Source organism: Streptococcus sp. ELY_86 (assembly GCF_058314495.1).
This window is the reverse complement of record NZ_JBZFUK010000002.1, coordinates 296,370-319,763: the sequence shown is the minus strand read 5'-3', so window position 1 is coordinate 319,763 and position 23,394 is coordinate 296,370. Positions and strand designations below refer to the sequence as shown.

The 23,394-nt window shown below is 41.7% G+C and carries 19 protein-coding genes; all 19 read left to right on the top strand.

Annotated elements, in window-relative coordinates; translation table 11 throughout:
• The first annotated feature begins 51 nt into the window (after positions 1-51).
• Positions 52-1,980: a beta-glucoside-specific PTS transporter subunit IIABC gene (locus AC4HAN_RS04480; RefSeq protein ID WP_491091397.1), complete on the top strand. Its 1,929-nt coding sequence runs from the start codon at positions 52-54 to the stop codon at positions 1,978-1,980.
• Positions 1,981-1,995: 15 nt separating this feature from the next.
• Positions 1,996-3,471 (top strand): sulfatase, encoded by a 1,476-nt coding sequence (locus AC4HAN_RS04475; RefSeq protein WP_491091396.1) that lies wholly within the window; start codon positions 1,996-1,998, stop codon positions 3,469-3,471.
• Positions 3,472-3,487: 16 nt separating this feature from the next.
• Entirely contained in the window at positions 3,488-4,594 is a 1,107-nt protein-coding gene (locus tag AC4HAN_RS04470) for an SPASM domain-containing protein (protein ID WP_491091395.1), read from the top strand.
• A gap of 10 nt (positions 4,595-4,604) precedes the next feature.
• Positions 4,605-5,384 carry a sulfite exporter TauE/SafE family protein gene (locus AC4HAN_RS04465; protein WP_491091394.1) on the top strand — a complete coding sequence of 260 codons (780 nt, stop codon included), beginning with the start codon at positions 4,605-4,607 and terminating at the stop codon, positions 5,382-5,384.
• A gap of 161 nt (positions 5,385-5,545) precedes the next feature.
• The gene (locus AC4HAN_RS04460; RefSeq protein ID WP_491091393.1) at positions 5,546-6,745 is read left to right on the top strand and encodes an NADH-dependent flavin oxidoreductase; all 1,200 of its coding nucleotides are present in this window, start codon (positions 5,546-5,548) and stop codon (positions 6,743-6,745) included.
• A gap of 555 nt (positions 6,746-7,300) precedes the next feature.
• Positions 7,301-8,497, top strand: a complete 1,197-nt coding sequence (gene metK, locus AC4HAN_RS04455) for a methionine adenosyltransferase (protein ID WP_491091392.1) — start codon at positions 7,301-7,303, stop codon at positions 8,495-8,497.
• Between the two features lie 142 nt (positions 8,498-8,639).
• Positions 8,640-9,899 (top strand): UDP-N-acetylglucosamine 1-carboxyvinyltransferase, encoded by a 1,260-nt coding sequence (gene murA, locus AC4HAN_RS04450; protein ID WP_491091391.1) that lies wholly within the window; start codon positions 8,640-8,642, stop codon positions 9,897-9,899.
• A gap of 401 nt (positions 9,900-10,300) precedes the next feature.
• Positions 10,301-11,830, top strand: a complete 1,530-nt coding sequence (malQ, locus tag AC4HAN_RS04445) for a 4-alpha-glucanotransferase (RefSeq protein WP_491091390.1) — start codon at positions 10,301-10,303, stop codon at positions 11,828-11,830.
• Positions 11,802-14,081, top strand: coding sequence for a glycogen/starch/alpha-glucan family phosphorylase (gene glgP, locus AC4HAN_RS04440; protein ID WP_491091389.1), 2,280 nt, complete (start codon positions 11,802-11,804; stop codon positions 14,079-14,081). The genes malQ and glgP overlap by 29 nt, the downstream gene beginning before the upstream one ends.
• A 225-nt stretch (positions 14,082-14,306) precedes the next feature.
• On the top strand, positions 14,307-14,768 hold the full coding sequence (locus AC4HAN_RS04435; RefSeq protein ID WP_491091388.1) for a flavodoxin: 462 nt from the start codon (positions 14,307-14,309) through the stop codon (positions 14,766-14,768).
• Positions 14,769-14,789: 21 nt separating this feature from the next.
• Positions 14,790-15,776 carry an aldo/keto reductase gene (locus AC4HAN_RS04430; protein WP_491091387.1) on the top strand — a complete coding sequence of 329 codons (987 nt, stop codon included), beginning with the start codon at positions 14,790-14,792 and terminating at the stop codon, positions 15,774-15,776.
• A 192-nt stretch (positions 15,777-15,968) separates the two neighbouring features.
• Positions 15,969-16,520, top strand: a complete 552-nt coding sequence (locus tag AC4HAN_RS04425; RefSeq protein WP_491091386.1) for a GNAT family N-acetyltransferase — start codon at positions 15,969-15,971, stop codon at positions 16,518-16,520.
• Positions 16,517-17,800, top strand: a complete 1,284-nt coding sequence (gene spxR / locus AC4HAN_RS04420) for a CBS-HotDog domain-containing transcription factor SpxR (RefSeq protein ID WP_491091385.1) — start codon at positions 16,517-16,519, stop codon at positions 17,798-17,800. The genes AC4HAN_RS04425 and spxR overlap by 4 nt, the downstream gene beginning before the upstream one ends.
• Before the next feature lie 21 nt (positions 17,801-17,821).
• Positions 17,822-18,682 (top strand): methionyl aminopeptidase, encoded by an 861-nt coding sequence (locus tag AC4HAN_RS04415; protein ID WP_491091384.1) that lies wholly within the window; start codon positions 17,822-17,824, stop codon positions 18,680-18,682.
• Between the two features lie 11 nt (positions 18,683-18,693).
• A complete protein-coding gene (locus tag AC4HAN_RS04410) occupies positions 18,694-19,626 on the top strand; it encodes a YihY/virulence factor BrkB family protein (RefSeq protein ID WP_491091383.1) in 933 nt (310 codons plus the stop codon).
• 346 nt (positions 19,627-19,972) lie between these two features.
• Positions 19,973-20,872, top strand: a complete 900-nt coding sequence (locus tag AC4HAN_RS04405) for an ABC transporter ATP-binding protein (protein ID WP_491091382.1) — start codon at positions 19,973-19,975, stop codon at positions 20,870-20,872.
• Complete coding sequence (locus AC4HAN_RS04400; RefSeq protein ID WP_491091381.1) at positions 20,859-21,605, top strand: ABC transporter permease; 747 nt, start codon at positions 20,859-20,861, stop codon at positions 21,603-21,605. The genes AC4HAN_RS04405 and AC4HAN_RS04400 overlap by 14 nt, the downstream gene beginning before the upstream one ends.
• The gene (locus AC4HAN_RS04395; protein ID WP_491091583.1) at positions 21,605-22,699 is read left to right on the top strand and encodes a sensor histidine kinase; all 1,095 of its coding nucleotides are present in this window, start codon (positions 21,605-21,607) and stop codon (positions 22,697-22,699) included. The genes AC4HAN_RS04400 and AC4HAN_RS04395 overlap by 1 nt, the downstream gene beginning before the upstream one ends.
• Positions 22,696-23,295 carry a response regulator transcription factor gene (locus AC4HAN_RS04390; protein WP_491091380.1) on the top strand — a complete coding sequence of 200 codons (600 nt, stop codon included), beginning with the start codon at positions 22,696-22,698 and terminating at the stop codon, positions 23,293-23,295. Before AC4HAN_RS04395 ends, AC4HAN_RS04390 begins: the two co-directional genes overlap by 4 nt.
• The last annotated feature ends 99 nt before the right edge of the window (positions 23,296-23,394 follow it).

Genomic DNA, 23,394 nt, shown 5'->3' with positions numbered 1-23,394 from the left:
ATACTTGTTTGGTTATGCCTTTTTACTTTGAAATAAAGAAAGGAAAAAATTATGAAGTATGAAGCACTGGTAAAACTTATTTTAGAAAATGTAGGTGGTAAAGACAATATCAATGGTCTAACCCACTGCATCACTCGCTTGCGTTTTAAACTCAAAGATGAATCAAAAGCTAACACTGATGTTCTTAAAAATACGGATGGTATCGTTACAGTTGTCCAAAGCGGTGGACAATATCAAGTTGTCATTGGGAATCATGTAGGAGAAGTTTATGATGAATTTATAACTTATGCGGGGCTGAACACTGAAACTTCTGCTGAGGAAGATAATTCTGATAAAAAGCTTTTAGACAGAGTTATTGATTTGATTTCAGGAATTTTTACACCTACACTCAGTCTTCTGACCGCTACTGGTATGATTAAAGGATTGAATGTTTTATTTGTTTCACTAAAGCTTTATACTAATACAACAGGAACTTACGCACTTCTTCAAGCAGCTGGTGACTGTCTATTTTATTTCTTCCCAATTTTTCTAGGGTATACCTCAGCTAAGAAATTTGGATTAAAACCATTTTTAGGGATGGCATTAGGAGCTTCTTTAGTATATCCAGCGGTGTCTAATTTAGCTCAAGGAGATCCACTATATACCTTGTTTAAGGGGACCATTTTTGCTTCACCAATTCATTTGACATTTTTAGGATTACCAGTTATTTTAATGAATTACACACAAAGTGTTATTCCAATTATTATTACCACATTTTTTGCATCTAAAGTTGAGAAATTTTTCCAAAAAGTAGTTCCTAGTCTTGTCCGTAACTTCTTTATTCCTTTTGGTGTCATGATTACAATGGTACCGCTAGCATATCTTATTATTGGACCAGTTGCAACATGGGTAGGAAATTTACTGGGAGCAATAATTGTTTGGATATATCAATTAAGTCCAATTGTATCTGGTGCAATAATCGGTGGTTTTTGGCAAGTTCTTGTTATGTTTGGTCTACACTGGGGTTTAATTCCAATTAGTATTAATAATTTGACAACTCTTGGTTATGATCCTGTCTTGACATTGATGTTAGGAACTCCATTTGCTACAGCAGCAGCTGTGCTTGCAGTTGTTATCCGTTCTAAAAATCCAAAAATTCGTGAAATTGGTATCCCTGCTTTTGTATCAAGTCTTTTTGGTATATCTGAACCATCACTGTACGGTATTACTTTACCTCGCAAAAAACCTTTCTATGCAACTTTGGCATCAGCTGCAGTTGGTGGTATAATTATGGGCTTCTTTGGTAGTCGTGGCTATATTGCAGGAGGTATGGGGATATTTGGTTTATCAAACTATATCAATCCAGAAACGGGTATGGATAAGGGATTTTTAGGAGTTATCATTGGTATTAGTACCGCCTTCTTATTGAGCTTTATATTAACAATGACTATTGCTTACGATCCTTCATATGATTCCTTGGAAATGAATGACAATACAGAAAATGAGGATATCTCAGAAAACACTAAAAAAACTTCAAATTTAACAAATTTAATTGAGTTAGCTTCCCCAATTAAAGGTGAATGTCTTCCATTGAGTGAAGTTGAAGATGCTGCCTTTTCTCAAGGACTTTTAGGAAAAGGATTTGCTGTTAAACCAAGTGAAGGTAAAATATTTGCTGTTGATAATGGTATTGTTGAAACAGTTTTACCATCAAATCACGCAATTGGACTTAAACTTGACAGTGGTGTTGAAATGCTGATTCATGTCGGAATGGATACTGTCAATTTACAAGGTAAATATTTTAATGCGAAAGTCAAACAGGGGGAAACCATCACTAAAGGCCAACTATTACTTGAATTTGATATTAATGCTATTCAACAAGAAGGTTATTCCATTGTAACTCCGGTAGTAATTACTAACTCAAAAGACTATCTTGATGTTATTGCAGCAGACTTCGAAAAAGATTATGATAAGGATAAAGTTTTAAGCATTATTGTGTAAAGGAGAGTGAAGTAAATGCGTGCAGTAGTTGTTATGTTTGATACTCTAGCAAAAGATTTTTTATCTAATTATGGGAATGATTGGGTAGATACTCCAAATTTTGAGAGGTTAAGGAAGCAGACTGTTACTTTTGATAACTTTTATGGTGGTAGTATGCCTTGCATGCCTGCTCGCCGGGAGCTTCATACAGGTCGTTATAATTTCCTGCATCGTATGTGGGGGCCATTAGAAGTTTTTGATAAATCTGTTTTTGAGGTGCTTCAGGATAATGGGATTTATTGTCATTTGGTTACGGATCATTCCCACTATTTTGAAGATGGAGGAGCAACTTATCATAATCGCTATTCAACATGGGAAGGTTTCCGAGGTCAAGAAGGGGATCGATGGGTTCCTAGAATTCATAATAAAGTTCCTGATGACTATAATTCTAAAAATAAACAAGGTCTATCTGTGATTCAGCATTATTCTAATCGGACAAGACAAGAAACTGAAGAGAATATGTCAAGTGTGAAGACAATTGATGCTGGTCTTCAATTTTTAGAAGAGTATAAGGATGATGATAATTGGTTCTTACAAATTGAATGCTTTGACCCACATGAACCATTTTATGTGCCTGATAAATATTGTAAACAATATCAAAAAATATTGGAAAAATCACCATATTTTTGGCCTAAGTATGGCAGGGTTACTGATGATGTTAATGCAGGTGATTTAAAAGAGTTGCAAGAAGAATATGCTGCCTTAATTTCAATGTGTGATTTTCATTTAGGACGAGTGTTGGACTTTTTTGATAAAAATAATATGTGGGATGATACATTGCTGATTTTTAACACAGACCATGGATTATTACTAGGTGAGCATGATTGGCTGGGTAAAAATATTCCCCCAATGTATGATGAAGTCATTCATTTGCCTTTCTTTATAAGTTTTCCAGGTTCGAAAAATGGAACCCATATTCAAAAATTAGCTCAAACAATAGATATTCCTGCTACATTACTAGATTATTTTAGAATTGATAATCATCTGGATATGGATGGTAAATCTCTTTTACACTTACTAAACGAAGGAGAGGAACTTCATAACACAATTATTTTTGGAACTAATGGTGGTCATGTAAGTGTTTATGATGGGAAATATATTTATATGAGAGCTTCACAAAATTCAAATAATGCTCCTCTGAGAATCCAAACAACAGCTTATACGATGATGAGAGGATTTATCAATAAAAAATCATTAGACTCTATGATTTTATGTGAAGGAAACAGATTTTCTAATCACTACCCATATACTGAAATTGAGATGGATAATTACATAGATTCTTATTCAGTAGGTAACTTGCTATTTGATATGGAAAATGATCCATCACAAAGCACTCCTCTTGATAATAATCAAATTGAAGAAAAGATGATCGGAAAATTAATAAAATTAATGAAGAAAGTGGAAGCTCCAAAAAGTGAATTCGAAAGATTAGGGTTGATGAAATATTTATAATTGAGGAGGTATCAGTATGAAACATATTTCCATTCTTGTTAAACCAGCTTCGTCATACTGTAATTTGCGTTGTAAATATTGTTTTTATGCTGATGTGACCTCTCTACGAGAAGTAAAGTCTTATGGTAACATGACGCTTGAAACTGCTGAAAAGATGGTTCATAATATATTTCGGGATTTGGCGGATGGAGATGAATTAACAATTGCTTTTCAAGGCGGTGAACCAACCATGGCAGGTTTACCTTATTTTCGCCATGTTGTTGCTTGTGTTGAAAGCGAAAGTAAACAAGTTAAGGTCAATTATGCTATTCAAACTAATGGAACACTTATCAATAAGCGTTGGTGTGAATTTTTTAAGGAGCATCAGTTTTTGGTAGGTTTATCCATTGATGGGTTGCCTATGTACCACGATCTCAATCGTTTAGATACACGCGGCCGTGGGACCTTTCACCGTGTTAAGCTAACAAAAGATCTTTTTGATCAATATAAAATTGAATACAATGTACTTTGTGTATTGACTGAGGAACTGTCCTATCATGCTAAGGAAGTTTTTCAGTTTATCAAAGATGAACAGATTCGTTATATGCAGTTTATCCCCTGTTTAGATGACTTAAATGCAGTAGAATGTGGTCAATATGCACTGACACCGCAAGGATTTGCTAGATTTTACCATGAGATTCTGCCACTTTGGCAGGCAGAACTGGATAAAGGAAATTATATTTCTATTAAGCTTTTTGATGATGTCCTTAACCTCCTTGTACGTCATCAAGTAACTGCTTGTGGTATGCTGGGAAATTGCCAAATTCAGTATGTCATTGAAGGGGATGGTAGTGTCTATCCCTGTGATTTCTATGCCTTGGATGAGTATCGTTTAGGTTATATTCAGGAAATGGGCTTGCGAGACATGTTTTTGAGTAAAATTTCCAAAAGGTTTCTTTGTTCACGCTCCTTATCTGACTTGCCTGCAAAATGTGAATCTTGTCCGTTTATCAAGATGTGCCGAGGTGGCTGTAAGCGGATGAAAGATGCCATGTATGTGGATGAAAAGAAAGATTTTTGTGGTTATCAGAATTTTCTATCAGACTTTATACCGCAGATTGATGATATTTTACAGGTCTTATAAAGGAGCTGCCATGATTGGTATTTTATATTTTTGGGTTATTATTCTTGCTAATAGTGTGGGAGCAATTTCTGGCATGGGTGGCGGTGTTATTATCAAGCCGGTTTTTGATTTTATTGGTGCACACGATGTTGCCAGTATTTCTTTTTACTCTAGTGCAGCGGTTTTTACTATGTCCTTAGTATCGACTTGGCGTCAGATTAAAAATGGTATTGTGGTCAATTGGAAAAATATAAGTTTTTTAGCTTCGGGCTCTATTATAGGAGGCTATTTAGGTAATTTTTTATTTGAACTGATTCAAAGTTATTATCAATCTGAAGCTCTAACTCAGGGAGTGCAAATTATACTAACTTGTATTACTTTAGTTTTTGCCTTTATCTATTCACGTAATTCTTTTGCATCTTATCATTTCCAATCAATAGTGTATTATGTTTTTTGTGGTCTTGTTTTAGGAACATTAGCCAGTCTATTAGGTATTGGAGGCGGGCCAATTAATGTTTCTCTTCTGATGCTCATGTTTTCGATGCCTATCAAGGATGCGACCGTCTATTCAATTTGTACCATCTTTTTTTCACAGCTAACCAAAATCATAACAATAGCTCTGACAAGCGGTTTTGGTATGTTTGATATGACCATTCTGCTTTATATCATACCTGCTGCTATTTTCGGGGGACTAATCGGTGCAAGATTAAGCAAAATTTTGAGCCCGAAAAAGGTTTCCTTTGTTTTTCAATCTATTATTTTGCTGGTTTTAGCTATCAATCTTTATAATGGTATACAGTTAATCATATAAAAATTTCTGTTCAAACTATTGTTGTAGAGACTTTTGTTAATATTGTAAAAAGGGAAAGATTAGCTTTACGATTTCGCTTTTTTTATCTCCTTTTCTTTTAATAATGCTATAATAAAAATGAGAAAACGCTTTCGCACAGTCATAAAAAGGAGGAAAAGAAAATGGTTCATAAACTTACAGATGAGATTACCTTTCGCCATGGTGCAAAAGTGCACAACCGCATTGTCCTGCCGCCGATGCTGACTTTCTCAGGCAAGGAAGGCGGTTTTGCGTCAGAAGATACGCTGGACTATTACGGTGCACGTTCGCAGGCCGGAGGACTTTTGATTGCTGAGTATCACTATGTCAGTGAAACCGGCGGACCATGTACACCGGCCGGTTTTCCTGAGCAGCTGGGCATCTATGATGATGAACATTTAGACTCTATCAAATCAATCGCTCGGGCACTGAAGAAAGATGGGAATAAGGCCATTTTGCAGATTCATCACGGCGGCCGTGAAGCTATGGGCCGTGCTGCTAAGGGCAAAGAGGTTCTGGCGCCTTCAGCTTTGGACTTTTCATTTCTGTCCTATCCCGTTCGGGAAATGACCGGGGATGAAATTGAAGAGATTATCAAGGATTTCGGCCGCGCAGCCAAGCGGGCTATTGATGCCGGTTTTGACGGTGTCGAAATTCACGGGGCTAACCACTACGGTATTCAGCAGTTCTTTTCAGCTTTTTCCAATCAGCGAACGGATAAATGGGGCGGTTCGTTAGAAAAACGAATGGCTTTTCCGCTTGCAGTTGTTCACGAAGTTAAGCGCGTGGTTGCTCAGTACGCCCCCGATGATTTCATCGTCGGCTACCGCATCAGCCCGGAAGAAATTCACGGAAATACCATCGGCTATACCTATAAGGAGGCGCTGGCTCTGATCAAAGAAGTCATTAAAAATGATCTTGATTACATTCATCTTTCCCTGTGGAATGGCTACGCTTCTAAGCCGCAGGGTGCTGAACGTTCTTTTGCGGAATACTTCAAGGAAATCCTGGATGATCAGACCAAGCTGATTGCTGTCGGCGGTGTTTTCTCAGAAGAAGCTGCTAAGGATGCTGTTGAGAATTACACGGATTTGATTGCGGTTGGGCGCGGTACGATTGTAGATCCTCTCTTTGGCAAGAAGATTGACGAGGGCAAAGGTGACACCATTGCTCACGAGATATCTCCAGAGCAGCTGGAAAAAGCGCACTGGACGCCCGGTTTATTGCAGGCCTTTACCGCAGAAGGATCCGCTGGTCTGCCGCCTATTCCGGGCAGTGATTCTATTAAACATCTCAGCAAGGGAATGCCGGAAGGTTTTAAGGGTTTTTCAAATGCGAATTAGACATTGACAAGAGTGTGCAGAACTTAGAAAAAATGAGGCTTCTAAGTTCTCGCCGCTCTTTTTTATTAGTCCCATTTATATCCTGCTATTGTGAAAAAATATAGGTTTTTTTAAATTATTGGGTCAAAACGTGGTACAATAGAACAGTTAATAAGTCCCGAAAAGGTGATTTGTACGGCATGTCAGATATTGAGGACAGCTTATCCGAGCTCATCAGACATTAATCGCTGCTGCAAATCAGTGCTTTGTAACTTTTTAACTCGCTAAGTTTTATGGCAAGTCAGCTTGCTCATAAAACGACGGAAAATCCTAGGTGATTTTTCCTAAGCGGCTTACTGGCTGCAAGCCAACATTAAAAAATTTTGGCTTGTGACGTCGTAACTCCTTGGGATCAGCTGATATGGGTTTTCTTGCGCTATCATTAAGAGGAATAAAGAAAATCTTTTTTATTTCTCTGTAAAAGTAATGGAATCAAGAAGATAGTAGTTTTGTTTTTACAATTAAATTATCAGTAAGATTCCTAGCAATTATTTTTATTAAAAGGGGGACATTTTTATGTCAGAACGTAAATTGTTTACGTCTGAATCTGTATCTGAGGGACATCCCGATAAGATTGCAGACCAGATTTCAGATGCTATTTTAGATGCTGTTTTAGCACAGGATCCCGATGCTCACGTGGCCGCTGAAACGGTCGTTTATACAGGGTCGGTCCATGTCTTTGGTGAAATGTCAACGACTGCTTATGTGGATATTAACCGTATAGTACGTGATACCATTGCTGAAATTGGTTATACAAAAACTGAATACGGCTTTTCAGCCGAAACAGTCGGGGTGCACCCATCCTTAGTTGAACAGTCGCCGGATATTGCCCAAGGCGTTAATGAAGCTCTTGAGGTACGCGGACATGATAAGCAGGACGCGCTTGATTTGATTGGTGCCGGGGATCAAGGAATCATGTTTGGTTTTGCCGTTGATGAGACACCGGAATTGATGCCGTTGCCAATTTCCTTATCACATAAATTGGTGAAACGTTTGGCAGATTTACGAAAATCAGGCGAAATTGCCTATCTGCGGCCGGATGCTAAAAGTCAGGTAACGGTTGAATATGATGAAAACAGTAAGCCAATTCGTGTGGATACGGTTGTCATCTCCACGCAGCATGATCCCCAGGCAAGCAATGAAGAGATTCACAAAGATGTTATCGAAAAGGTCATTAAAGCCGTTATTCCGGCTGAGTATCTAGATGACAAGACCAAGTATCTGATCAATCCGACCGGCCGTTTTGTTATCGGCGGACCGCAAGGAGATTCCGGTTTGACCGGCCGCAAAATTATTGTTGATACTTACGGCGGCTATGCCCGTCATGGCGGCGGTGCTTTTTCCGGTAAGGATGCCACAAAGGTTGACCGTTCGGCTTCTTATGCAGCGCGCTACATTGCTAAAAATATTGTCGCAGCGGGTCTTGCTAAGAAGGTGGAAGTTCAGCTGGCTTACGCCATTGGAGTAGCTCAGCCTGTTTCAGTCCGTGTGGATACTTTCGGAACGGGGACGGTTGCTGAAAGTCAGCTGGAAGCAGCGGTACGCCAGATTTTTGACTTGCGTCCGGCAGGCATTATCAAGATGCTGGACTTAAAGCGTCCTATTTACCGTCAGACTGCGGCTTACGGGCATGTTGGCCGTACTGATATTGATCTGCCTTGGGAAAAATTGGATAAGACTGAGGCACTCAAAAAAGCTCTTAAAAATGACTGAAAAGGCAGGGGGAACCTGCTTTTTTATATATGGAAAAGTTTTCATTATTTTTTAATTATTCAGTTAGTTTGAAATGTGACTTAAGATGTGATAAAATAGATTAGTTGAATTCTAGTTAAAGATTAAAGAAAGTTTTGATTGTATGCGGAAAATTGTTATTAACGGCGGCCGCCCTTTAAAAGGCGAAGTGGCTGTCTCGGGAGCAAAAAACAGTGTTGTTGCCCTGATTCCAGCCATTATTTTAGCGGATGATATTGTGACTTTGGACGGGGTTCCGGCGATCAGTGATGTGGACAGTTTGATTGACATCATGACCCTGATGGGAGCCAGCATTGAGCGCGAAGGAGACAGTCTTAGGATTGATCCGCGCGGTGTAAAGGATATTCCCATGCCTTATGGGAAAATTAACAGTCTGCGGGCTTCTTACTATTTTTACGGCGGTTTGCTTGGGCGTTTCGGTCAGGCAGTGGTTGGTCTGCCGGGAGGCTGTGATTTGGGGCCCCGGCCTATTGATTTGCATTTAAAGGCTTTTGAAGCTATGGGTGCCGTCGTTTCTTATGAAGGCGAAGCTATGCGTCTTTCAACCGAGGGCCGAGAGCTCAAGGGTGCCCATATTTACATGGATACGGTCAGTGTTGGAGCGACCATCAATACCATGATTGCAGCCAGCAAGGCAAAGGGGCGCACGGTTATTGAAAATGCTGCGCGTGAACCGGAAATCATTGATATTGCAACGCTTTTAAACAATATGGGAGCTCATATCCGCGGTGCAGGAACTGATATTATCACTATTGAAGGTGTTGAGAGACTCCACGGTACTCGTCATCAGGTTATTCCCGATCGAATTGAAGCGGGAACTTACATTGCCATGGCAGCTGCTATCGGCCAAGGGGTCAGAATCACCAATGTTTTGTACGAGCATTTAGAGAGCTTTATCTCAAAGCTGGAAGAAATGGGCGTGCGCATGACCATCGAAGAAGACAGCATCTTTGTGGAAAAGCAGGGCGATTTAAAGGCTGTTTCGCTGAAAACGTCCCCTTATCCTGGTTTTGCAACCGATCTGCAGCAGCCCATTACGCCTCTCTTATTAAAGGCTCAGGGCCGCGGTAAAATCCGTGATACCATCTATGAGAAACGTGTCAATCATGTGGCGGAGCTGGCTCGAATGGGAGCTCATATCTCTGTTCTGGGCGGTCAGATTGTTTATGAAGGGCCAAATGAACTGACAGGTGCTCCGGTTAAAGCAACCGATCTGCGTGCAGGAGCTGCTCTTGTAACTGCTGGTCTTATTGCCAAGGGACAGACGGTCATTTCCAATATCGAATTTATTCTGAGAGGCTACTCTGATATTATTGAAAAATTAACCCACTTGGGAGCAGATATTAAAATTGTTGAAGAGTAAAAAATTTGCTTACCATGGACGTGCTGAATGAATCTAGGTGCTGGTAAAGAAAAAACAGAGACTGAAAGGGTATGAGCTATCGTTTCAGTCTCTGTTTTTTGTTCTGAGAAAGGTATTGACTTATGCAAACGATTGCGCTATAATTCTCTTAGCTCAGCAAATAATAGAACACGAGCTGCGAGCTGTGTCAAAAAGACAGCTTCTCCTAGAGTCCTGCGACTCTTCGTCGAACCTTCTATTTTGCCTTTGCTCGCTGATGCTCTTAGTATCTTAGTAATAGAACACGGGCTAAAAGGTCGAGAAAAAGACAGCCTACCTGATGCGCAAAGCGCATGGCGTTAGGCTCCTATTTTCTTCTCGCTTTCTTCACGCCCTTAGTATCTTAATTAAAGGAGAAACGTATGGAAACACGTGCAAGCGGTGTTTTGCTGCATATCAGCTCTCTTCCGGGCAAATTTGGTATCGGTACATTTGGTCAGGAAGCCTATCAGTTTGTTGATTTTCTTAAGGAAACCAAGCAGACCTACTGGCAGCTGCTGCCTTTGACCTCAACGAGTTACGGGGACTCTCCCTATCAATCTTTTTCTGCGGTTGCCGGCAACATCAATTTTATTGATTTTGATTTGCTGCAAAAGGACGGGCTGCTGAAAGAAACTGATTATGCGGATGTCTCCTTTGGTGATGATGAGGAAGCTGTTGATTATGCGCTCCTATTTAAGGTTCGCAGGCCGATTTTAGAAAAGGCAGTTGCCAACTTTTTGGCTGTCGAAAAAAATTATGAACAATTAAAAGCGTTTGAAGAGGAAAACGAGACTTGGCTTGATGACTATGCTGAATTTATGGCTATCAAAGAGCACTTTGGTCATAAGGCCCTGCAGGAGTGGGGAGATAAAAAGGCTATCCGGCGCGATGATGAGCGGCTGGTTTATTATCGGCATCTCTTGGCTGATGAGATTAACTATTATAAAGTGACTCAATATTTCTTTTTTGAACAATGGCTGGCGCTCAAGTCCTATGCCAATAAGAACCATATTAAAATTATCGGTGATATGCCCATCTATGTAGCAACTGACAGCGTTGAAGTCTGGACAATGCCCGAACTCTTTAAACTGGATGAGGATATGAACCCTATGTCAGTAGCCGGCTGTCCGCCGGACGAATTCAGCGATGAGGGGCAGCTGTGGGGCAATCCGATTTATGACTGGCAAAATCATCGGGAAACAGGCTTTGCCTGGTGGATTTACCGCATTCAGGAAAGCTTTAAAATTTACGATGTTCTGCGGATTGATCATTTTAAAGGCTTTTCCGATTACTGGGAAATTGAGGGGGATTCTAAGTCTGCCAAAAACGGCAGCTGGCAGCCCGGTCCCGGTATTGCTCTCTTTAGAGCTGTTCAAAATGTTTTAGGAGATTTGCCGATTATTGCTGAAGATCTGGGCTATGTTGATGACAGAGCCAGACAGCTCCTGCGGGATACGGGCTTTCCGGGTATGAAAGTTTTGGAATTCGGTTTTTATGATCTAACAGGTAAGAGTATCGACATGGCTCACCGCTGTGTGCCTAACAGTGTTGCCTATATTGGAACTCATGACAATGAAGTCGTTAACGGCTGGTATGATAACCTAAGTGCAAAGCAACAGGAATTTGTCGATGCCTATACCCACCGCCAGCCCATTGAGCCTGTCAATCAAGCCATGCTGCGGCTGCTCTTTGCAACCGCCAGCAATACAGCAATCTTAACCATGCAGGATCTGCTCGATAAGCCTGCCGGCTCGCGCATGAACACGCCGTCTACTATTGGCGGCAATTGGCAGTGGCGCATGCGAGCTAAGGATCTGACCTCGGACAAAAAAGACTTTTTAATTGCATTAACGAAACTATATCAAAGAGGAAATGAAGAAAATGACATCAAAGACGAAGCAGTTCACTAACTATGCTGAGAACAAAACAGGGCAAGCCCTCTCACAATTGAGCAATCGGGAAATCTACATCCAGCTTTTGCACTTTGTCAAGGAAGCTGCTGAAGGTATGCCTAAAAACAGCTCTAAACGCAAGGTCTACTACATTTCAGCTGAATTTCTGATTGGTAAATTACTGTCCAACAATTTGATCAACCTAGGTCTTTATGAGGCTGTCAAAGACGATTTGGCTGCCGCCGGCAAATCTATCAGTCAGGTAGAAGATATCGAGCTGGAGCCCTCGCTTGGCAACGGCGGTCTGGGACGCTTGGCTTCTTGTTTTGTTGATTCCATGTCAACGCTTGGTATTAACGGTGAGGGCGTCGGGCTCAATTATCACTGCGGTCTCTTTAAGCAGGTCTTTCGGGACAATCAGCAGGAAGCTAAAGCCGATTACTGGATTGAAGATGATTCTTGGCTGATGCCGACTGATATTTCCTACGCTGTTCCTTTCCGTGATTTCACCCTTAAATCGACACTGAAACGTATTGATATTTTAGGCTATCATAAGGACAGTAAAAACTACCTCAATTTATTTGATATTGATGGGCTCGATTACGGTCTGATCAAGGATGGCATTACCTTTGACAAAACTGAAATCAAGAAAAATCTGACCCTTTTCCTCTATCCGGATGATTCCGATAAAAACGGTGAGCTGCTGCGTATTTACCAACAGTATTTCATGGTATCCAATGCAGCCCAGCTTTTAATAGACGAAGCGCTTGAACGCGGTTCAAATCTCCATGATCTAGCTGATTATGCCTATGTACAGATCAATGACACGCATCCGTCCATGGTTATTCCGGAGCTGATTCGTCTGCTGACGGAAAAACACGGTCTGGATTTTGATGAAGCAGTGTCTGTCGTTGAAAATATGGTTGGCTATACCAATCATACCATCTTAGCGGAAGCTTTGGAAAAATGGCCGTTGGCTTATTTAGAAGAAGTGGTTCCGCATTTGGTTACCATTATTAAAAAACTGGATGAGCGGATTGGTGCAAAATACCATGATGAAGCTGTGCAGATCATCGATAAGTCCGACCGTGTCCACATGGCTCACTTGGATATCCATTTTTCAACCAGTGTCAACGGTGTGGCTGCTCTGCATACGGAAATCCTTAAAAACAGTGAGCTCAAGCCTTTCTACGACATTTATCCTGAAAAATTCAATAATAAAACCAATGGAATAACCTTCCGCCGCTGGCTGGAATTTGCCAATCAAGATTTAGCCGCTTACATCAAAGAATTGATCGGAGACGATTATCTGACAGATGCCAGCCAGCTGGAAAAACTGCTTGCTTTTGCGGATGATAAGGCGGTTCATGACCGTTTGGGCAAAATTAAATTTGACAACAAGGTCGCTCTTAAGCGCTACTTGAAAGAAAATAAGGGAATTGAGCTGGATGCTAATTCCATCATCGGTACACAGGTCAAGCGTTTCCACGAGTATAAGCGCCAGCAGATGAATGCCCTCTATGTGATCCACAAGTATCTGGAAATTAAGAAACACCGCCGCCTGCCAAAGCGAAAGATTACGGTTATCTTTGGCGGTAAGGCGGCGCCGGCCTATACCATTGCTCAGGACATTATTCATCTGATTCTTTGCCTGTCAGAGCTAATCAATAACGATCCGGCTGTCAGTCCTTATCTCAATGTTTTCCTTGTTGAAAACTACAATGTCACGCTCGCTGAAAAACTGATTCCGGCAACGGATATTTCTGAGCAAATTTCTCTGGCTTCTAAAGAGGCCTCCGGTACCGGCAATATGAAATTCATGCTCAATGGCGCTTTAACTCTGGGAACTATGGACGGGGCTAATGTTGAAATTGCTGAGCTGGCCGGCAAAGAAAACATCTACACCTTTGGCAAGGATTCTGACACCATTATTGATCTCTATGCTAAAAATGCCTATGTCGCTAAAGACTACTATGCTAATGACGCTGCTATCAAAGAGGCTGTTGATTTTATTGTCAGTCCTGATATTCTGGCTCTGGGTAAAAAAGAACGCTTAGAACGCCTCTATCATGAATTGATCAATAAGGACTGGTTCATGACCCTCATTGATTTGCAAGATTACATTGCTAAGAAGGAACAAATGCTGGCTGATTACGAAAATCAAGCGCTTTGGAACAAAAAAGTGCTTCATAACATTGCCAAGGCTGGTTTCTTCTCATCAGACAGGACAATCGAACAATACGATAAAGACATTTGGCACAGTCTGTAAGATAAAGCGATACAAAAGGTTCGGGATTAAAAAATCCCGGCCTTTTTTTGCTTCTTTTTGGGGCAAAGCCTGTCTCAGAATTTGAACAGTCGGTGTTTCCCCGGCTTGGAGGACATTTGCGTTCTTTTGGCGGCAGTCTGAAAATTTAAATACTATTTTTACTTGACTTGAAGTCGACTTCAAGTATTATAATGAAATCAAGTTTAAGTAAAGGAGGAAAAAGCTATGACAAAAACGCTTATTCTCTATTTTTCCAATACAGGGAATACCAAAAGAGCCGCAGAAACAATGGCTCAGGAATTAGGAGCAGATCTTTATCGGATTCTGCCTGAAAAAGATTACTCAGCAGCAGATTTGACCTGGACAAATGCAGGCTGCAGGGCTAATCAGGAACAAAATGATGAAGCCAGCCGCCCTGCTTATCGCGGTGCCTTGCCGGATCTGACTCCTTATGATCAAGTGATCATAGGTCACCCGATCTGGTGGGGCATTCCGCCGAAAATTATCCGCACTGTTCTTGAGAATCTTGATCTGACCAATAAAAAAGCGGCTGCTTTTGCAACATCAGGCGGCTCTGACTATCACGATGCGCAAAAAGCGATGGAACTGTGGAGTGGTCTTAATCTGCCGCAAGGCCGGATTTTATCAAGTCCATCCACTATTAAAAACTGGCTGAAAACCATTTAGTTTAAGAAAGGAAATAATATTATGGAATATACAAAATTAGGCAAAACAGGACTTGAGGTATCTAAGATTTGCTTGGGCTGTATGAGCTTTGGTGATGCTAGTAAAGGATTTCACTCAGGCTGGCTTTTGGATGAGGAAAAAAGCAGAGTTATTATTAAAAAAGCATTGGACTTGGGAGTCAATTTCTTTGATACAGCTAATGGTTATGGTGCTGGCAGCAGTGAAGAGTACCTTGGCCGTGCTATTCGGGATTTTGCAGATCGTGAGGAAATGATTATTGCTACGAAACTTTTCTTTGGTGATGGTCAGCATGAAGGGCGCAATACAACGGGACTTTCACGCAAGGCAATTTTTAATCAGGTCAATGCCAGTCTCAAGCGTCTAGGAACGGATTATATTGATGTGCTTTACATTCATCGTTGGGACTATAACACGCCGATTGAAGAAACTATGTCAGCGCTTAATGATTTGGTCCGTTCTGGTAAAGTACATTATTTGGGCGCATCAGCCATGTATGCTTGGCAATTCCAGAAAGCCCAGTATACAGCTGAAAAGAATGGCTGGACCAAATTTTCTGTTATGCAAAATCATTACAATATGCTCTACCGTGAAGACGAAAGAGAAATGATTCCGTTTTGCAAGGATTCAGGCGTCGGTTTAGCGCCTTACAGTCCCTTCGCAGCAGGCCGTGTTGTTCGCGATTGGACAGCTGATACGGCTAGAAGCAGGACTGATGAAACAGCAAAATCCAAATATGACAGCACAGAAGAGCAAGATATGGTTATCGTCAGACGTGTTGCTGAACTGGCTGAAAAATATAATCATTCTCGTGCTCAGATTGCTCTGGCCTGGCTGTGGCAAAAGGGGATTGACTCGCCTATTGTGGGTGTGACTAAGGAGAAGTATCTTGATGATTTTATGGGTGCTTTTGACCTAAAACTGACTGATGAGGATATGGCCTATCTGGATGAGAAATACCTGCCTCATAAGGTTGTAGGGGCTCTTTAATGATAATACGAGACAAGCAGGGATTGCTGGCTAAGAATCTGTGCGGTCTCGTTTTTTTTAATTTTAGAAAGTCTGGCTAAATATATCTGTCTTTTATAAAAACAACTGTTACAGTCATTTTCAGAGATCCTGAATTCTTAAAAATACGGCATTTTCTTTGACTCTTGGGCAAAAAAACTGTAATATAACAATATGGATATATGGACACAGTTCGGACGCTTTGCAGAAGTTGAGACCCAGCATTTCCTCATGCGCCCCTTTGCCTTTAAGGATCATAAGGATTTTTATGAGATAGCCGGAAACAGACAGAACCTGCCTTTTATCTTTCCTCATCAGGCCAGTCGGGCTGAGAGTGATTTTTTGCTGGTTCATTATTTCATGAAAAACCCTCTGGGTGTCTGGGCTCTTGAGCACAAGGAAAATCATAAAATGATTGGTGCGATTCGCTTTGACAAGCTCGATTTAACGGCGCAAACAGCCGAGATCGGTTATTTTTTGCACAAGGATTACTGGGGACAGGGGCTGACAACTGAAGCAGTCAAAACCTTGGTTTTTCTGGCTTTTAAAGAATTTCATTTAAAGCTGCTGAAGATCGTCATTCATAAAGAGAATGCAGCCAGTGCCAGAGTGGCAGAAAAAGCCGGTTTTCATTTGGTCAAGCAGTTTAAGGGGAGCGACCGCTACACGCATAAAATGCGTGATTATTTAAGATATGAATTAAGGATAGGTGAGAAGACAGAATGAGCAAGCATCAGGATATTTTAGAATATTTGGAAAATCTGGCCATCGGCAAGCGCGTCAGTGTCAGAAGCATTTCCAATCATTTGAAAGTCAGTGACGGAACAGCCTATCGGGCGATTAAAGAAGCGGAAAACCGCGGGATAGTGGAAACACGGCCGCGCAGCGGCACCATTCGGGTGGAGAAAAAGGTGCGCGTGCGCTTAAGCAAGCTGACTTACCGGGAAATTGCCAATATCAGCGAATCAGAAGTGGTCTCAGGTGAGTCCGGGCTCAGTCATGAATTCAGTAAATTTTCTATCGGTGCCATGACTATTGACAATATCCACCGCTACCTGACCAAAGATGGTCTGCTGATTGTCGGAGACCGTGAAAATATTCAGCTTTTGGCCCTGCAAAATAAAAATGCCATTTTAGTAACAGGTGGTTTTCCTGTGTCTGAAAGGGTACGTGAAACCTCCAATCAATTGGGAATTCCGGTCATGGTGACCAATTATGATACGTTTACCGTTGCCACGCTGATCAATCAGGCTCTTTCCAATGTTCGCATCAAAACGGACATTAAAACTGTTGAGGAAGTTTATCAGGAAAAGCTTTATCATGGTTTCTTGCACGACACAGACACAGTCAGAGATTATAACAATCTGATCAAAAAAACCAATCACGTGCGCTATCCGGTCATCAACAGCCACAATATGGTTGTGGGTGTTATCAGTATGCGCGATGTGGCCGGCAAGGATCCTAATATGGTGCTCAATCAGCTGATGACTAAAAATCCTGTCGTTGCCAAACCAACTCTGAGTCTGGCCAATATCAGCCAAAAAATGATTTTTGAAGATTATGATATGCTGCCGGTCGTTAAGGAAGACTACAGCCTATTAGGCGTTATTACGCGCCGGCAGGTGATGGAAAATCTGCAAAATTTTCAAAGAACCAGTACCTATACCTACAGTGAGCAGATTACGGCCAACCTGCAGGAGGAAAAAACCGGTTTTCAATTTGTAGTGGAGCCGGCTATGATTGATCCGGCAGGAAATCTGGCACATGGCGTTTTAACGGAATTTTTAAAGGATATTACCATGCGGGTTTTGACGCAAAAACACAAAAAGAATATCATTATTGAGCAAATGATGTTATACTTTTTACAGGCCGTTCAAATTGATGACCTGCTGAAAATTCAGCCCAAGGTCATCACTGAAAGTCGACGGAGTGCGACACTTGATTTTGAAATTTATCACGGCAGTCAAGTTGTTACCAAGGCCGTCGTTACGACAAAACTGAATTAAAGCTAAGGAGTTATATAAGACATGATTACATTGAAATCAGTGCGTGAAATTGAAGCCATGGATGAAGCAGGTGATTTTTTAGCCAGCATCCATATCGGTTTGCGTGATTTGATTAAGCCGGGACTGGATATGTGGGAAATTGAAGAATACGTCCGCAGGCGCTGCAAGGAAGAAAATTTCCTGCCCTTGCAAATCGGGGCAGACGGTCATTTTATGGACTATCCCTATGCAACCTGCTGCGGTTTAAATGATGAGGTAGCCCATGCCTTTCCGCGCCATTATACCTTACAAGACGGCGATCTTCTTAAGGTGGATATGGTGATTGGCGGTCCTATTGCCAAAGAAGATTTAGATGTATCACAATTAAATTTCGATAATGTGGCTGAAGTCAAACAGTACACAGACAGTTTCCGCGGCGGTATCGCTGATTCCTGCTGGGCCTATGCTGTCGGAGAGGTTTCCACAGAAGTTAAAACTCTCATGGATGTTACCAAGGAATGCCTTTACAGAGGAATCGAAAAGGCGGTTGTCGGCAACCGTATCGGCGATATCGGTGCAGCCATTCAGGAATATGCTGAAAGTTTTGGCTACGGTGTTGTGCGCGACTTAGTCGGTCACGGTGTCGGTCCGACCATGCATGAAGAACCTAATGTACCCCACTACGGCAGAGCCGGACGCGGTCTGCGCTTGAAAGAAGGAATGGTGCTGACAATTGAACCTATGATCAATACGGGAACCTGGGAAATTGACACTGATATGCAGACAGGCTGGGCTCATAAGACGCTTGACGGCGGTCTTTCCTGTCAATATGAACATCAGTTTGTTATTACCAAAGACGGTCCGCGTATTCTGACCAGCCAGGGAGAAGAGGGCACCTATTAATAGGAGTTGCAGTGAAAAAGTTTATTGAAAAATTACAGGCAAGCCAGTATGTTCAGAATTTTTTAACCTACTATAAAAGCTCTGAGATGGATCTCTCCAGTATCGCAGTAGCTTATTATCTTATTTTGACCATCTTTCCCTTTTTAATCTTGCTTGCCAACTTGTTTCCTTATCTGGATATTGATACTTCAGAACTCTTATCTTTTATGGAGAATAACCTGCCTGAACAGCTCTATGAAAGCACCTCGGGCATTGTTGTCGGGATTTTCAACAAACCCTCCACCAGTCTCTTGTGGCTGGCTGTTGTGACAGGTCTGTGGACCATGTCAAAGAGTCTGACGTTTTTGCAGAAATCAATGAATAAATCCTATGGTATTCAAGATCACCGTGATTTGATTTTAGGGCATATCGTCGGGATTTTTTCCAGCCTGCTGGTGATTTTCTTTTTAGCGCTGGCAATTATACTGTCAACGTTTGGTAAGACGGTACTGACTTTTTTGTATCACAATTCTTATCTCAATCAGGATTTGTATGATATTTTGATGAATTTAACCCAGCCGGTAACCGCTGCGATTTTCTTCGTTGCCTTAGCGGTTCTCTACTATATCCTGCCCAATGTCCGAATCAGGAAAATCCGCTATATTCTGCCGGGTACGATCTTTACAAGTATCCTCTTCTTTACGATGACGAGCGTGTTTGGGACTTATCTGAGATATGCCACCGCCAGTATGGAAAATCTCCGGGTCTTTGGATCGGTGACCTTGTTTGCTTTAATGCTGTGGTTTATTGTCTTTGCCCGAATTCTGATTTTAGGGGCTGTTTTAAATGCCAGCTATCAGAAGAAATACGTTAAGGAATTTAAACCAAGACGAGGCAACATTATCACTATTATCCAATCCAGACGGGACTTTATGGCTAAAAAAGATGAAGAAAACAAGAAATGATGGCTTGATCCAGCTTAGCTGCCTGTTCATTCTGGGTGATTAGCTGTAAAAGACCAAGCCTTATATAATGAGACATGACAAAAGTCATGTCATGATATGACATTCTGTGCTAAACGGAATGTTTTTTATTTTTTATAATAAAAGCAGAAAGTGAAGAAAACAAGAAAAAATAATAGCTGCGTCTGCTTTTTAGTGTTTATAACAGGAAGTGCCGAAATTCCTGGGCATACAGGCTTTTATCCCACTTTCGAAAAAGGCAGAGCTCTCAGAGCTTTGTGACTTGCTGCTTTTTCTATTGTAACTATACGTTCAGTAGGCTTTTGCAGCTCATGAAAGGAGAACCCGTATGACTAAAACAGTCATTAAAGTTTCACAGCTGACAAAAAATTTTAAGGATAAAAAAGTACTGAAAAACCTCTCTTTTAAGGTTAATGAGGGCGATTGTATGGCCTTGATCGGTCCCAATGGGGCAGGCAAGACGGTACTTACGTCCTGTCTTTTGGGAGACTATCATCCGACAGCCGGGCAGATTGAAGTGCTGGGGAAATCGGCCTATGATTCACAGCTTAAGGGCAAGGTCAGCATCCTTTTTCAGGAAAATTTAACCGAACAAAAGTTAAAAGTCTCAGAACTTCTTCAGTTTCAGCAAAGCATCTATGATCATCCTTTGTCTGACACAGCGATTGACAGGCTGCTTGGTTTTACAGCTGAGCAAAAGAATCAATTTGCTGAAAAGCTCTCCGGCGGTCAGCGCCGCTTGCTGGGCTTTGTTCAAGTTATTATCGGTCAGCCGGATATTATTTTTCTCGATGAGCCGACAGCCGGGATGGATACCAGCACGCGCAAGCGCTTTTGGGAAATTGTTAATGAGCTAAAGGCATCGGGGAAAACGATTATCTATTCGTCGCACTATATTGAGGAAGTAGAGCATACAGCGGATCGTATTTTGGTGCTGCATGATGGAAAATTGCTGCGCGATACTACGCCTTATCTCATGCGGGCTGAAGAAAAAGAGAAGGTCTTCACGCTGCCGCTTGCTTATCTAGAGAATATAGAAGATCAGTCTATTTACAATTTAACTGTTAAATCAGACAGAATAACCTTCACAACCAAGGAAGTTCAAATAATCTGGCAGATTTTAGAAGATGCCGGATGTCCTATTGAGGATATTGAAATGACCAACCGAACCCTGCTTGACAGTATTTTTGAAAATGAAAGAGAGGAAAAAGCTCATGAAAACCTTTAAAGCAATGTTAAGGCAAGAATATCTTGTCAACAAACGTTCTTTATCTAATTTAATTATGGCTGTTGGCATGCCGATCGGCTTTTTCCTGCTCTTTACTACTATTTGGGCTAATGATGAATCCATGCCCAAAGAAATGGCTAAAGTCTGGATCAGACAGTATATGCTGCAAATGACCGCTTTTTCCAGCCTCAGTTTTGCTTTTTACTCGCTGCCTTTTGCATTTCACGAGGATAAGACCGGCAATCGTTTAAGGGCTGTTCAGCACAGCCCTGTCCCCTTGTGGCAGTATTATGCCAGTAAAATTATAACTATCTTGGTGCACTTTGTTTTGGCGATCATAGCTGTGTTTCTGGTCGGCCACTTTGTCAAAGATGTGTCCATGTCTTGGAAAGACTGGCTGACAGCAGGAGGACTGTTATTCGTCGGGGCTTCCTGTTTCATGCCGTTTGGCGCCCTTTTTGCTCATATCAAGTCTGCGCAGACCCTCTCTTTAGTTGCTAATATATTTTACATGGGGCTGTCTGTCTTGGGCGGATTGTGGATGCCGGTATCAACCTTTCCTGACGTGATGCAGAAATTAGCCAAATGGATACCGACGTATCACTTTAATAACACGGTGATTTCTTATTTTGATAAAGATTTTTCCATCCAGTCACTCTCGATTCTCTTTGGATATGCTATCATAGTCTTAGCGATTGCTCTTGCAGTCGGAAAAAAGCTTGAGGTGAAATGATGTTTCGACCCTTTCAAAAAACGGATCCGCTCTACTATGTAGCGCTGGTCTTTATGATTTTTCCGCTGGGCGGTGTCAGCTGGTTTGGCTATCCCTTGTGGACGCTTTTACCGTCCGTGCTTTTTGTGCTGGCCTTTATCGCCATTATTCATATTAAGGATGACTATCCTAAAATAATTGCCTGCCTCTGGTTTTACTTGTTAGGTTATATCGTCTGGATATCCTGCTTTATTGAAGGCTCCATGATGTGGTTTTTCTTCTTTCTCGTTAATCTTCTCGTCTGGCGATTTGGAGATAAGATAAAGAGTTATCGCTTTATTTCCTTTTTACTTGGAATCGTGATTGTGGTCTCAGTTGGTTTTATTCGTGCGACATCAACATTCAATAAAGTTTACTTCTTTCTTGTCGCGATTTTCGTCTTAACTATGCTTTATACTCAGCATCAGACGCAAATTGAAGAACAAATGAAACGAGAGCTATACAAGCAGAATGAAGCTATCAATCTCCTGGCCGCTGAAAATGAGCGCAACCGTATCGGCCGCGATTTGCATGATACCTTGGGGCACACCTTTGCCATGATGACTTTAAAAACAGAACTGGCTCTCAAACAGCTCAACAAGGATAATCTGACGGCTGTCCGCAAGGAACTGCTGGAGCTCAATCAAATCAGCCAAGAATCGATGAAAAATGTCCGCGAACTGATCAATAATCTCAAATACCGCACGGTGGAAGAAGAGCTAGGCAATATCAGCGAGATGTTTGCTATGGCAGAGATAAGTCTGAGAGTAGATAATCAATTAGATTTGGCTGCTTTGTCGCCTGTTATTCAGTCCAGTTTGACCATGATTTTGCGAGAATTAACAACCAACATCATCAAACATGCCAAAGCCAGCCAATGTTATATTAAGTTATTCAGGTCTGAGAAACTGGTAATTGAGGTCAGTGACAACGGCAGTGGTTTTCCTCAGCGGACTGGTGAAGAACTGCATTCCATCAAAGAACGCCTGCAGCTGGTTAAAGGAGAGGCGATGATTGTCTCCAGCCACAATCCGACCCTTGTCCGTGTGACCTTGGAAGAAGGAGGACAGCTATGAAATTATTAGTCGCCGAAGATCAATCCATGCTGCGTGATGCGCTTTGTCAGCTGTTGCTCATGGAAGATGATGTGGAGGAAATCTATCAGGCTGCCGACGGTGACGAAGCGATAGCCTTGCTGCAAAAAGAATCTGTTGACGTGGCTATTTTGGACGTTGAAATGCCTAAGAAAACAGGATTGGATGTGCTGGAGTGGATTCGTGCTCACCACCAGGCTGCTAAGGTTATTATTGTGACAACCTTCAAGCGCTCAGGCTATTTTAAGCGTGCCTTAGCAGCCCATGTTGATGCTTATGTCCTGAAGGATCGTTCAACTGCTGAGCTGATGCAGACGATCCACACCGTTTTGGCCGGACAAAGAGAGTATTCTCCTGAGCTGATTGAGGAAGTCACTTTTACGTCAAATCCGCTGAGCCAGCGAGAGCAGGAAGTCTTGCTTTTAGCGGCCAGAGGTCTGTCTAATCAGGAAATCTCTGAAAAACTCTTCTTATCCAACGGCACGGTCCGAAATTACATGACTGGTATTTTTAACAAGCTGTCTGCCAACAATCGTACAGAGGCTGTCAGAATTGCGCGTGAAGAGAATTGGATTTAAGATCGATAAAAATAATTTGCAAGTAAAAAAGGAGAAACAACGGCTCACGATGTCATATCATGAACGTGCTGTTTTCTCCTTTTTCTATTTGCAGCAAGG